The organism is Vibrio sp. B172a (assembly GCF_030248355.1).
Lineage (GTDB): Bacteria > Pseudomonadota > Gammaproteobacteria > Enterobacterales > Vibrionaceae > Vibrio > Vibrio owensii.
In genome coordinates, this window is sequence record NZ_JAHGAC010000007.1 from 19238 (window position 1) to 31733 (window position 12496).

Annotated in this window: 12 protein-coding genes; 9 read left to right on the forward strand and 3 right to left on the reverse strand. The window is 45.2% G+C overall.

Going from position 1 to position 12496, the window contains the following annotated elements; genetic code table 11:
• Positions 1-223 precede the first annotated feature (223 nt).
• From KIT90_RS08085 to KIT90_RS08120, 8 genes are all read left to right on the forward strand, one after another.
• On the forward strand, positions 224-1483 hold the full coding sequence (locus tag KIT90_RS08085; protein ID WP_009706921.1) for a dicarboxylate/amino acid:cation symporter: 1260 nt from the start codon (positions 224-226) through the stop codon (positions 1481-1483).
• Between the two features lie 162 nt (positions 1484-1645).
• The gene (locus KIT90_RS08090; protein ID WP_285376149.1) at positions 1646-2845 is read left to right on the forward strand and encodes an acyl-homoserine-lactone synthase; all 1200 of its coding nucleotides are present in this window, start codon (positions 1646-1648) and stop codon (positions 2843-2845) included.
• The gene (locus tag KIT90_RS08095) at positions 2838-5387 is read left to right on the forward strand and encodes a hybrid sensor histidine kinase/response regulator (RefSeq protein ID WP_285376150.1); all 2550 of its coding nucleotides are present in this window, start codon (positions 2838-2840) and stop codon (positions 5385-5387) included. The genes KIT90_RS08090 and KIT90_RS08095 overlap by 8 nt, the downstream gene beginning before the upstream one ends.
• A gap of 94 nt (positions 5388-5481) precedes the next feature.
• Positions 5482-5724: a hypothetical protein gene (locus tag KIT90_RS08100; protein ID WP_009706924.1), complete on the forward strand. Its 243-nt coding sequence runs from the start codon at positions 5482-5484 to the stop codon at positions 5722-5724.
• 128 nt (positions 5725-5852) lie between these two features.
• Entirely contained in the window at positions 5853-6425 is a 573-nt protein-coding gene (locus KIT90_RS08105; RefSeq protein WP_005434973.1) for a septation protein A, read from the forward strand.
• 143 nt (positions 6426-6568) lie between these two features.
• The gene (gene yciA / locus KIT90_RS08110; RefSeq protein ID WP_009706926.1) at positions 6569-6964 is read left to right on the forward strand and encodes an acyl-CoA thioester hydrolase YciA; all 396 of its coding nucleotides are present in this window, start codon (positions 6569-6571) and stop codon (positions 6962-6964) included.
• Positions 6965-7084: 120 nt separating this feature from the next.
• Positions 7085-7381 carry a YciI family protein gene (locus tag KIT90_RS08115; protein ID WP_005434977.1) on the forward strand — a complete coding sequence of 99 codons (297 nt, stop codon included), beginning with the start codon at positions 7085-7087 and terminating at the stop codon, positions 7379-7381.
• A gap of 3 nt (positions 7382-7384) precedes the next feature.
• Entirely contained in the window at positions 7385-7786 is a 402-nt protein-coding gene (locus KIT90_RS08120) for a GspS/AspS pilotin family protein (protein ID WP_005434979.1), read from the forward strand.
• A 94-nt stretch (positions 7787-7880) separates the two neighbouring features.
• On the opposite strand, the gene metE is transcribed toward KIT90_RS08120, so the two are convergent.
• Positions 7881-10163 (reverse strand): 5-methyltetrahydropteroyltriglutamate--homocysteine S-methyltransferase, encoded by a 2283-nt coding sequence (gene metE, locus KIT90_RS08125; protein WP_285376155.1) that lies wholly within the window; start codon positions 10161-10163, stop codon positions 7881-7883.
• Between the two features lie 264 nt (positions 10164-10427).
• Between metE and metR the strand changes: the two genes are divergently transcribed.
• Complete coding sequence (gene metR, locus KIT90_RS08130) at positions 10428-11339, forward strand: HTH-type transcriptional regulator MetR (RefSeq protein ID WP_009706929.1); 912 nt, start codon at positions 10428-10430, stop codon at positions 11337-11339.
• 22 nt (positions 11340-11361) lie between these two features.
• Here the strand turns inward: metR and KIT90_RS08135 are convergent, their stop codons facing one another.
• Positions 11362-11562, reverse strand: a complete 201-nt coding sequence (locus KIT90_RS08135) for a DUF4250 domain-containing protein (protein ID WP_009706930.1) — start codon at positions 11560-11562, stop codon at positions 11362-11364.
• 184 nt (positions 11563-11746) lie between these two features.
• Positions 11747-12457 carry a hypothetical protein gene (locus KIT90_RS08140; protein WP_285376157.1) on the reverse strand — a complete coding sequence of 237 codons (711 nt, stop codon included), beginning with the start codon at positions 12455-12457 and terminating at the stop codon, positions 11747-11749.
• Positions 12458-12496 lie beyond the last annotated feature (39 nt).

Genomic DNA, 12496 nt, shown 5'->3' on the forward strand with positions numbered 1-12496 from the left:
CAATACCAACCAAAACCATTACCTCAAACAATAGCAAACGATTGCCATTGGTTAAAAAACTATCGTCAATCAATAAATTCTCAATTAGTCGGTGAGTTTGTACCGGAATTGTATTGCTAATTGTGAATGATAAGTGTAAAAAGCAAGGCGATATAATTATCCAAATAACAACTTTAGATTGGTGGGTAATTTTAGGATTTTACATTTTATTAGCACAGAGGTTATGGAAGTGTTAAAACAAAAGAGTTTGCTAAACAACATTGGCGTGCAAGTCGTCATTGCAATGATCGTAGGTACTGCCGTTGGTGCCTTTATGGGTCAAAGTGCGACTGTATTCGCGCCACTTGGTGCAATCTTTATCAACCTGATCAAGATGCTTGTGATCCCTTTGGTCGCAGTAGCGCTTATCTCAGGAGCAGCAGGTCTAGGCAACAGCCAATCTGCAGGTAAAGTGGGCTTGGTAACCCTAGGTTACTTTGGTCTGACATCCGCTCTAGCAGTAGCACTTGCGCTAGTCATGGGTGAAGTATTCCAACCGGGCATGGGTATCGACGTCTCTGGCGTTGAGGGCATGTTCTCAGCAGAATACGCTTCAAAAGGTGAGCTACCTACTTTCTGGGCAACCATCACTGGTATGATCCCAACTAACGTTTTCCAATCACTAAACGAAGCGAACATCCTTCAGATCCTTGTGTTCTGTATGTTCTTCGGTATCGCGATTTCAAAACAAGAAAAATCACGTCGCGAGCCAATCATCAATGGTGTTAACTGCATCGTTGACGCTATGGTTTGGATGATCAACAAGGTGATGATCATTGCTCCTATCGGTGTATTTGGTCTGATGGCTGAAGCGGTAGGTACGTTCGGTTTTGGTGCTCTGATGGTGGTATTCAAACTGTTCGTTGTTTACGTAGCGGCAATCCTAGTGTTCGGCTTCGTGGTTTACCCAGCAATGGTGCACGTGTTCACTAAGACATCGGCGAAGAAGTTCGTTTCAGCAATGAAAAAGCCACAAGCCGTTGCACTTTCTACAGCTTCTTCAATGGCGACACTGCCAGTAACAATGGATACGTGTGAGAAAGAGCTAGGTGTTCGCAACTCAACAGCATCATTTGTTCTGCCTCTTGGTGCGACAATCAACATGTCTGGTAACGCGATTTACTACGGCCTAGTAGCCATTTTCTTCGCGCAATTGTTCAACATCGACCTAGGCATGGGCGCATACATTGCGATCATCGTCACTTCTACACTAGGCGCTGTAGGCCAAGCTGGTGTTCCAGGTCCTTCATTCCTTGTTGTGGCTGTACTTCTAGCGGCAGGTATCCCAATTGAAGGTCTACCACTATTGTTCGCTCTTGACCGTATCTTCGATATGATTCGTACCGCACTAAACATCACCGGTGACGCAGCATGTGCCGTTATCGTTGATGCGCTAGTGGAAGAAGAAGCACAACAAGTTGAGCTTCAAAAGCAAGAAGCTTAAGCCTGAATGTAATTTAAACAAGCCGCTCAAAAGAGCGGCTTTTTTTCATCCCAAACCTGCCTTACGTAACCGTTTAAATAGAAACTGGTAGCATATTTTTTCTTTAGTGATATAAGGACGACACAAACATAAAAAATCAATAAACCTAGGCTAGGTTGTCCCATGAAATTAACCTTATCTTTAGGCTCACTGTCGGCTAACAGTTTGTCTATCGAACAAAAACAGCAAGCGCTGCTCGATCTTGTGATCAACGCTTATGAACCACATGAGCGCACCGCGCTTTTTCAAACCATTACGGATTACCGTAAAAACCAACTCACCTCTCTCTTCCCAGAGCATCAGCATAAAAGCTATTCCGTTCTCTTTGAGTTAATGGATTATCGCGATCTTATTCAACGCTATCCAAGCACACTATCAGAAGAAATTGCTCTACTTGAAGACGTTGTAGGACAGTGCTACATGCATTGGTTGGACTTTTGGTGTGAGTGTGAGATCGCTGCGATTAAAGCCAAGTTTCCATTAGAAGAATACGCTTCAACAGCACCCAAACTGCCCTTTGAAGACAGCGCTTATTACGGTGCGCTAATTGAGCGCGTAGAAGATGCTCAACTTATGGTACAAGCTCCGAGCCATCCGCAGGCAATGCCATTGAGTGATGCGATTGCACTCAGCAATCTTGAGCTTTTTATACAAGGTGAAAAGTGGTACGAAATGCTGCCACTGTTGTTTTTGTCCCAAGTTGGCAAACACTTCATCGTGTTAAAGCACCCAGACCAAGAGCCTTGCCCTACTCTCGTTGCTTCTGCACTTATCCAAGATTGGTCCATTCGTGATACTTGGCTCAGCTACGCGCCGCAGTTTAGTAATGAACAGTGGAATTACTGCTTTCCTAGTTATGGCTACTCCGAATTCACGCGTTTACAGCTATTTACACCATCTGCACTGTTAAAATGTTACTCTCTCCCAGAATTTGATAGTGAATTCAAGTTACAATTGGCTGATACGCAAGCCGTATGTGAAGTGCTGCGCCTGACAGTAAGTGGAAATGCTCAACAAAAACTCTACTTCCTCTATCTCGCTCAAAAAGAACTTATGAGTGTGTTGCATCAAACAGGTTATAAAATCGGCTTCACCATTATCGAGCAACCTTTCATGCTCAACTTTTATCAAGCCATCGACGCAAAAGCGTATTTCCATTCAGGTTATTGCGACTTAAATAACGATGGCAAAGAGACGTACCGTGGATTCTGGAATTTTGAAATGATGGTCAAAGCATTCAGTGATACCGACTTTCGAGGCTATAAACGTGCCGTTCGAGAGATCAGAAAACGTGGTTCCCTAGAAAGAGATGAGCATGTTTGATTTTAGCTTAGAGGCAATAATCTACGCCAAGGCCGTGACGCTCCTCGCGACTGTAGCCGTGGTTATGATGTGGCTCTTCTATTATTGCTATCGCCTGAAACAAAAAAATGAAGTGATCTTCGGTACACACCACGCGCCCTACATCGCGTATTCGGTGTGTATCATTGCGTGGATCAGCAGCAACGCTTACTTCCATACTGACTTATTGCCTCAGCTTGGAGCAACGGCAGGTATATTCATGGCAAAGTTTGCCAACCTCGCCTCGTTTTTTGCCTTTGCGTTTGCGTACTACTTCTCTTGCCAACTCGCGGCAGAACAGCGAAAAGGCAAAGTCCATCTATGGCAGCAAGCGATTTTCGTTACCCTTACGGTGTACTCACTGTTTATCAATTTGCGTCCCGATTTGACGGTTGAACATGTGGACATCGTAGGGCCAAGCCAATTCGTCATTGAGTTTGGGCCTCATACCTCGTACTTCTTTATTGGTCTTGTCAGCTTTGTTGTCCTCACGCTAGTAAACCTTGTTGCAATGAGAACCAACAGCAGCAAGCTAACCTTAGCGAAGACGAATTACATGATCGCCGGTATCTTGGTGTTCATGCTGTCTACCGCAACCATTCACCTTGGCATGACCTATTTCATGGGGGATTTCTCACTCACTTGGTTACCACCAGCCTTGTCCATTAGTGAGATGTTGTTTGTCGGTTATGCCTTGTTGACCTCTCGTTTCTACAGCGTGAAATATCTGGCCTACATGTGCCTGAGTGCACTGCTCGTTTGTGCTATATTTGTTCTTCCGCTGGGGGCAATATTTATTCCGCTAACGGACAGCAACCAATGGCTTATCGCCACACCTATCTGTGCGCTCATCGGTATCACATGGCATTTACTCTACAAACGAGTGAGTCGTTACGCTTCTTTCCTAATTTACGGCAACAAAAAGACGCCTGTGCAACAAATCCTAGCGCTAGAAGAAGATTTTAAACTGTCGATCGATGAGGCTATGCGTCACCTTGGGAATCTACTGCAGATTCCAAATGACAAGTTGCGCCTCGTGACCAGTAACTACAACGAGACCTTCTACGAAGATTACCTCTCTTCTAATAAGTCAGTGTTGGTTCTTGATGAGCTTTCTGAAGAGTTGGATTACAAGGTTTCCGCAAAAGGCTCGCTCAAAGCCCTCTACGACAAGATGAGCTCTAACGACACAGCTTTAGTGATGCCTTTATTTGGTCAAGGCAAATCGGTGACGCATTTATTGGTTTCTCCACATAAGAGCAACAATCAAATGTTCTCTAATGAGGAGATCTCTGCGCTGCAGACCTTGCTCACGCGAGTCCAAAGTACCATTGAGGCCGACCGCCGCATTCGTCAAAGTCGTGCTTTAGCAAACTCAATTGCCCATGAGATGCGCAACCCTCTTGCTCAAGTTCAATTACAATTTGAAGCCCTTAAGCAGCATATCGAAGATCAAGCCTCTGTCGAGCAGATCAAACTGGATATTGAGAATGGCCAAGCGGCGATTCAACGTGGCCGCCAACTTATCGATATCATTTTGCGAGAAGTGAGCGACAGCTCTCCGGAGCATGAGCCTACCGCGATGACCTCGATTCACAAAGCCGTCGACCAAGCCGTCAGTCACTACGGTTTTGAAAATGAGAAGATAATTGAAAGAATTCGCTTACCGCAACACACTGACTTTGTTGCAAAACTCAACGAGACCTTATTTAACTTTGTCATTTTCAATCTGATTCGTAATGCAATTTACTATTTTGACTCTTATCCAGACAGTCAAATTGAGATAAGCACCAAAACGGGCCCTTACGAAAACATTCTCGTCTTCCGCGACACCGGTCCAGGCATTGACGAGACTATCTCTCACAAGATCTTTGATGACTTTTTCTCTTACCAAAAGAGCGGTGGTAGTGGCTTAGGTTTAGGTTACTGTCAGCGTGTAATGCGTTCATTTGGCGGCAGAATTGAGTGTGAATCTAAGCTTGGCGAATTTACCGAGTTTCATTTGTACTTCCCTGTTGTACCAAATGCACCAAAAGCCGAAACCTTACGCACGCCTTACTTCAATGACTGGAAACACAGTAAACGAAGCACTGAACATAAAGTCACGGCCAACGTACAAATAGAGAGCCACGCACCAACAGTGCTCATTGTCGACGATAAAGAGGTGCAACGTGCACTTGTACAAATGTATTTGAACCAATTGGGCGTCAACAGCTTACAAGCGAACAACGGTGAAAATGCAGTAGAAGTATTTAAAAACAACCACGTAGATTTGGTTCTAATGGACGTGCAAATGCCTGTTATGAACGGGTTTGATGCAAGCCAAAGAATCAAGGCGCTTTCTTCTCAAACGCCTATCATTGCTTTGTCGGGCGAGTCTGGCGAGCGCGAATTAGACATGATCAAAAAGCTGATGGACGGGAGACTAGAAAAGCCAACGACATTGAACGCTTTGCGTCATGTTTTGAACAACTGGTTGAATAAAGATGCCGCGCCTAACTCTTTTGAAAAAGAGAACGAATAGTTGGCATCTGATATGCATTGCTGAAGTACAAATCGAATTATCCACAGATTCAAGTCCTCTACAGGATGGAGGGGCAGCTTGATAAGGAGTGAACATGATGCTTCATCGACACACATATTACGGCTTGATTCACCACGGTATCAAAACACTGTTGCTTGATCGCGTCGGTCATTACACCGAAGAAGAATACCACCAGTACCTAAGCCTAATGACCGGAAAATCAACGTGTTTTACCATGTCTCATGATGAGTTAGAGGCGACCGTCGATAACCTTCTGAGAGAGGGTTACCTAGAAGACGTTAAGACATTAATCACGCGCTATCAAAACGTCGCGTAGCCACTACTCCTCTCAAAAAATTGCCGTATTGATTACGGCAATTTTTGTTTCCACTAAGCTATAAATGTTCACATTGCCTCAGATTTCGCTAGACTGTCCTCAACTCAACAACTCGGTATTTTTGCAGCATGAAGCAAATCCTTGATTTTATTCCACTCATCGTCTTCTTTGCACTTTATAAGATGTACGACATTTACGTTGCGACTGGTGCTCTTATTGCCGCGACTGCCATCCAGATTGTGTTGACGTTTGTACTGTACAAAAAAGTAGAGAAGATGCAGCTGATCACTTTCGCTATGGTGGCCATCTTTGGCGGTATGACGATCTTCCTCCATGATGAGAACTTCATCAAATGGAAAGTGACCATTGTTTACGTGATATTTGCTGTGGGCTTGGCTGTCAGCCATGCGATGGGCAAATCAGCAATCAAAGGCATGTTAGGTAAAGAGATAACGTTGCCGGATGCGGTTTGGACCAAGATTAACTGGGCATGGGTCGGCTTCTTTTCGTTCTGCGCAGGCTTGAACGTATACGTTGCGTTCGAACTCCCATTAGATGTTTGGGTGAACTTCAAAGTGTTTGGTTTGTTGATTGCGACATTCGCTTACATGATCGCAACGGGCTTTTACATCTATAAACACATGCCAAAAGAACAGAAAGAGCAAAAAGAGAACTCATCCGATGTATCGGTTGATGATTAAAAACTCAGTTTTGCTATAATTCGCTCATATTGATTATTCACAGCGACCTTTGGGTCGCTGTTTTGTTCTTGCTGTCTGGACTTTTGGTGTTGCCTTATTGCAATCCACCCAGACTAGCTTTGCTAGAGTTAATGGATGTCAAAATGAGTCAGGAAATTCAATCCCCTCGCGGCCAATTGCTGCTTCGTACCCTCGCTATGCCTGCCGACACTAACGCCAATGGCGATATTTTCGGTGGCTGGATCATGTCTCAGCTCGATTTAGCGGGCGGTATTCTTGCTAAAGAAATCTCCTCTGGTCGAATCGTAACGGTCTCAGTATCAAGTATCACTTTTAAAAAACCCGTTCGAGTCGGCGACGTTGTCTGTTGTTACGGCGAGTGTACTAAAATCGGTCGCACTTCAATGAGCATCGATTTAGAAGTTTGGGTTAAGCCAATCAAAGAACACGGCATTGAAGACCGTTTCATGGTTTGTGACGCCACCTTCAACTATGTTGCGATCGATACTGAAGGCAAACCACGCCCAATTCAGAAGTAATCAAGTACGCCATAACCAATAAATGCTAGGAAGAACCTCACAATTTTTCATGTTCGCTTGTGAGTGACACAAAAAAGGCGTTAAATTAAGACTTTACCCTACCAATTAAGGAAATATGCTATGTGGTACGTCATCTTTTCTCAGGACGTCGAGAATTCATTGGAAAAACGTATGAGTGTTAGACCGCAACACCTTGAGCGCTTACAACAGCTTCAAGACGAAGGCCGACTACTCACAGCGGGTCCAATGCCAGCGATCGATTCTGATAATCCAGGTGAAGCGGGCTTTACAGGCTCAACCGTTATAGCAGAGTTTGCTTCTTTGGAAGATGCTCAAGCATGGGCTGATGCCGATCCTTATATCGCGGCGGGTGTTTACGAAAATGTCATCGTAAAACCGTTCAAGAAAGTGTTTTAAGTTATGAAAAAATTACTGTGTCTATTCCTCGCATTTGGTGCCTTAGCTGGCTGTTCATCGAACGATGATAAACAGCGCCAGCTCGAATTGATGGCCTCAAACCGTGCGGGTGTTCTTTCTGCGGGCTTACCGCTTGAATACGGTCCTCTCAAGATTTTACGCATCTCATCTAATAAGAATGTGGTTGAGATGATGATGATCTACAACGACGATGCACTGGGTGCTAAACCGTTAAACCAAGTTTTGAATACCAGCATTTACACCTACTGCAACACGCCTTCCGTTCGTGAGCAAATCGATATGGGCTTGATGTACCGCATTAAGATCCGTAACTCTCGCGGCCAATTAATGGCAGATGAGCTAGTATCAGAGCAAACTTGTACTGCGACTCAACAGCCACAGTAATGCGCTTATTCGTTCACTAGAATGAGTAAGAGATCAGATAGAAAAAAGCGAGGCTCAATGTCCTCGCTTTTTTATTTTCATTCGCTAGTAATCATTAAGCGAGCTCAGTGCGTAACTTTTTCGCGGCTGAGACCAGATTTGCTAACGCCGCTTCTGTCTCTGCCCAGTTTCTCGTCTTCAAACCACAGTCTGGATTCACCCATAAGCGCTGTACTGGCACCTTCTCTGCTGCCTTCTTCAACAGACCTTCAATCCACTCTTGTGTTGGAATGTTCGGTGAGTGAATGTCGTAAACGCCAGGGCCGATTTCGTTTGGATAATTAAACTCTTCAAACGCTTTGAGTAATTCCATGTTCGAGCGAGATGTCTCAATGGTAATGACGTCCGCATCCAACGCTGCTACCGAATCAATAATCTCATTGAACTCGCTGTAACACATGTGGGTGTGGATTTGCGTTTCCGGTTTCGCGCTTGCCGCAGAGATCTTAAACGCATCAACAGCCCATTGCAGATACGCTTTGTGGTCACGCTTCTTCAAAGGTAGACCTTCACGTATTGCAGGTTCATCAATCTGGATAATATTGATGCCTGCATCTTGTAGGTCGGATACTTCATCACGTAAAGCAAGCGCTAGTTGGTCTGCAATTTCCTTACGGGTAATATCTTCTCGCGGGAATGTCCAACATAGTATCGTCACCGGACCTGTGAGCATGCCTTTCATCTGCTTGCTGGTTAATGACTGCGCGTAGGTAGACCACTCAACCGTAATCGGCTTTTCGCGTTCAATATCTGCCACAACAATGGCTGGTTTCACACAACGAGAGCCGTAGCTTTGTACCCAACCAAACTTTGTGGTTTGGAAGCCTGCCAAGTTTTCAGCAAAGTATTCCACCATGTCGTTACGCTCTGCTTCGCCATGCACCAAAACATCAAGGTCGAGCGCTTCTTGGCGTTTTACCGCATCAGCAATGTGCCCTTTAAGCGCTTGGTGATACTCAGCTTCTGAAAGCTTGCCAGTGCGATATGCGCTACGCTGAACACGGATTTCCCCTGTTTGAGGGAAAGAGCCAATGGTCGTCGTCGGAAGTAGCGGCAAATCAAGTACCTCAGCTTGGTGGGCAGCACGCTCAACATACGGTGCACTTCGCTCACCGAGTGACGCGGTAATGCTATTCAAACGTGCCTGTACCTGAGGTTTGTTCACATGAGTGGCTGTCTTACGATCCTTAATTGGCTGGCTGTAAGTATCACAAGCGAGAATGGCGTTTGGGTCACCATCTAGCGCACACCCAAGTAGTGCCACTTCCGTCACTTTTTGCTTCGCAAACGCAAACCAACTTTTCACTTCATCACTCAAAGAAGGCTCAAGATCGAGGTCGACAGGGCTATGTAACAGTGAGCAAGAGCTCGCAACCCATAATCGGTCACCAATTTTATCTCTAACGGGCTGTAAACGTTCCAACTGTTTGCTTAAGTCAGTACGCCACACATTACGTCCATTCACCACGCCCGCAGACAATATCCAACCCTCTGGCAACTTAGCGACAACTTCATCCAGTTGCTCTGGTGATGCAGACAAATCAATATGCAAGCCATCCACTGGCAGCTCAATAATCTTATTCAGCGTATCACTAACAGAATCAAAATAGGTCGTCAGTAGAACTTTCACATCGCTACGAATCACCTGATATCCGAGCTTGAATGCGTCAGCCCATTTGTCTTCAAGTTCAAGTGAAAGAATAGGTTCATCAATCTGCACCCACTCGACACCTAAACCTGCCAGCTTAGAGAGAATGACTTGATACGCAGTCAAAATTCTCGGTAATAGCGTTAGGCGGTCAAAGCCCTCTTCCACTTCTTTGCCTAAATACAGATAACTCAATGGACCAAGCAGAACCGGCTTCACTTTATGCCCTGCTTTAATCGCATCGTTCACTTCCTCAAAAAATTGCGGCCAACTGACTTCAAATGAATCATCCTTACTGAATTCAGGAACAATGTAATGATAATTAGTGTTGAACCACTTCGTCATATCAGAGGCAGCAGCTCCTTTGCAATCACAGCCAGCTTGAGACTGCCCACGGCCAACTTTGAATAGCGTGTCTAGATCTGGAAATCCATTGGCGTGACGCTTTGGTACATGCCCAAGCAACAAAGTGGTCGTAAGCACATGATCGTACCAAGCAAAGTCACCAGCGGTAGCGAAGGTTAAACCCGCTTCCGTTTGCATGTTCCAGTTCTTCTCACGTAATGCAGCACCAACTTGTTTGAGTTCGTTTTGATCTATTTCTCCTCGCCAGTATTTCTCCTGAGCAAATTTGAGTTCGCGTTTTTCACCAATGCGTGGGTAGCCAAGAATATGCGTTGTCGTCGCCATGTCCGTATTCCTTATTCAGTGTCTGATGTTTGAGTCAGAGCATCGAGGATGAAACTCACCAAGATGTCTGGATGGCTAAAACTATCTCTCTGACAGGCGAATTGAACAACATCCAATTATTCAACTTGTTTATTAAATAATTTCATAGTGAGGGATCTCACTCGCACTCAACCAAAACAAATGGACGTCTAGACGTTTACATATCCATTTTTTATCGGTAAGTTAATAAAGCTCATGGCAGACACATAAGGATGAATGGGATTCATGATAGAGTTGAAACACTTACGTACCCTCACCTCGTTACGAGATACCGGGTCACTCACAGCGACAGCGACAGCTTTGCATCTAACGCAATCAGCCCTTTCTCACCAAATCAAAGATCTCGAATCTCGTATTGGCGGTCAGCTATTCTTGCGTAAAACTCGCCCAGTGAAATTTACGTCTGAAGGTGAAATCTTGCTTCGACTGGCCGATGACGTTTTGCCAAAGCTTGCCAGAGCCGAGAACGAGCTCGCGAGTCTTAAAGAAGATGTGAATGGCCGCTTGCACATGGCAATCGAATGTCACTCTTGCTTTCAGTGGTTAATGCCTGCGCTTAAGGAGTATCAGATCACTTGGCCAAGCGTCACGCTCGACTTCTCGTCTGGTTTTGGCTTTGAGCCTCTACCTGCATTACTCGCCGGAGAACTTGATTTGGTGATCACTTCCGACATTCAACCTCGCTCTGAAGTGCACTATGAACCACTGTTTGATTTCGAAATGCGCTTGATCACGTCCACCAGCCATCCCCTTGCCAATAAAGAGATCATTGAACCTGAAGATCTTGCCGATCAAACCATGCTTTCGTATCCAGTTCAGAAACAAAGATTGGATGTGGTGAAGCACTTCTTACAGCCAGCAGGCATAGAGCCAGCAAAATGGAAACAAGCAGATAACACGTTAATGCTCGTACAAATGGTGTCAGCAGGCTTGGGCGTCGCGGCATTGCCTAACTGGGCTATTTCGGAGTTTTCACGTCAAGGACTCATTACCAGTAAGCCGTTTGGTGATGGATTATGGCGTCGCTTATTTGCTGCAACACGAAACTCAGAAAAAGATAAGCGTTATTTACAAGCCTTCTTTGCAACCGCGCGCCAACAATGCAAAAGCCACCTTGACGGTATCAAGATGGCTTAAAAATTCGGAAAGCGAGACGAATTTAACGTTCGTAAGATTTGAATTGATTAGTGAGTGGGTCGTATTGATAGCCAAGCATATCAAGCTTGCCCACCAGCGATTCCACATCCATTTCGTACATGGAAACGAGCTCTTCAAAGCTGTCGCACTCTAAGCGCAGCTTTTCATTAACGATACCCAGCAAAATAATGCTGTCCCAGTTACTAACATTGCTTAAGTCCATAGCGACACTCCTCTAAGACAAGGTATTCGACCTCAATTCTGTTGAGCACATGCGTCTTGGCGCACTCTAAACGAATAGAGGCTATATCTAAAGCGTAGACTTAATCGGATGATTTGAAAGTGAGCTCGGTCTAAATCCCGAGCTCATTAAGCAGAATTCTGAGAGGATGTAAGGTCACTGAGGCTTATGCGCTAAGTAAAAATAGACCTTGAAGGCTGGTCATTGAAGCAAGAGCCAGTAATAGCGCCGCCGCCAACTGAACTTTATTCGGCGCCTTGTGAGTAAAGATATGCCAGCACCAAACGACAATGGCCATAATCAGCATCGCCAATGACGCTAAGATGTGTTGCGTCACCGAGTTTAGCGTCGCTTCATCCAATTGATACGCCGAGAATAAGGTCATCACGACCAGCAACATACCAGAAACCACGCCAGTCACAGGCAAAATACGGTGGAAAGCTTGCAGACGGCTGCGTGCAATAACCAGAAGCAGTTGAGCAAATGCCGCACCCAAGAAGAAGATCATCAGCGCCATCGAAGCCGAGGCTGCCCAATGCGGTTGCTCGAACACTTGAATGCTCACATAAGCAAATGCCAAACCGTTAGCGAGGTGCAGCGCCCATAGCGGACCTTTTTCACGAGTCTTTTTAGTCTGAACTTGAGAGTAGAAATAGAAGATCGCGAACACGACCATAAACGCTTCAATACGTAGCGAAGCCACTGCCAACCAAAGAATACCAATTGATGGCAACATCTTATGCAGACGACCACGTTGACCCGGACAGATATCGCCTTTAATCAAAAGCAAAGTCAACAGCGCTTGCGCGCCAAACAGCATTGGAGGAAAAGTTAACAGCAGTTGTTGAATCATGTTGAATGCAAACTCAAAAGTCATTTTGGGGTGGCGATAATAGCAAATCGCCTACCGCCAAAC

Excerpts from the sequence above, each read along its gene's own strand:
- KIT90_RS08085 (WP_009706921.1), top strand. The coding sequence starts at position 224 with ATGGAAGTGTTAAAACAAAAGAGTTTGCTAAACAACATTGGCGTGCAA.
- KIT90_RS08090 (WP_285376149.1), top strand. The coding sequence starts at position 1,646 with ATGAAATTAACCTTATCTTTAGGCTCACTGTCGGCTAACAGTTTGTCT.
- KIT90_RS08095 (WP_285376150.1), top strand. The coding sequence starts at position 2,838 with ATGTTTGATTTTAGCTTAGAGGCAATAATCTACGCCAAGGCCGTGACG.
- KIT90_RS08100 (WP_009706924.1), top strand. The coding sequence starts at position 5,482 with ATGATGCTTCATCGACACACATATTACGGCTTGATTCACCACGGTATC.
- KIT90_RS08105 (WP_005434973.1), top strand. The coding sequence starts at position 5,853 with ATGAAGCAAATCCTTGATTTTATTCCACTCATCGTCTTCTTTGCACTT.
- yciA (WP_009706926.1), top strand. The coding sequence starts at position 6,569 with ATGAGTCAGGAAATTCAATCCCCTCGCGGCCAATTGCTGCTTCGTACC.
- KIT90_RS08115 (WP_005434977.1), top strand. The coding sequence starts at position 7,085 with ATGTGGTACGTCATCTTTTCTCAGGACGTCGAGAATTCATTGGAAAAA.
- KIT90_RS08120 (WP_005434979.1), top strand. The coding sequence starts at position 7,385 with ATGAAAAAATTACTGTGTCTATTCCTCGCATTTGGTGCCTTAGCTGGC.
- metE (WP_285376155.1), bottom strand. The coding sequence starts at position 10,163 with ATGGCGACGACAACGCATATTCTTGGCTACCCACGCATTGGTGAAAAA.
- metR (WP_009706929.1), top strand. The coding sequence starts at position 10,428 with ATGATAGAGTTGAAACACTTACGTACCCTCACCTCGTTACGAGATACC.
- KIT90_RS08135 (WP_009706930.1), bottom strand. The coding sequence starts at position 11,562 with ATGGACTTAAGCAATGTTAGTAACTGGGACAGCATTATTTTGCTGGGT.
- KIT90_RS08140 (WP_285376157.1), bottom strand. The coding sequence starts at position 12,457 with ATGACTTTTGAGTTTGCATTCAACATGATTCAACAACTGCTGTTAACT.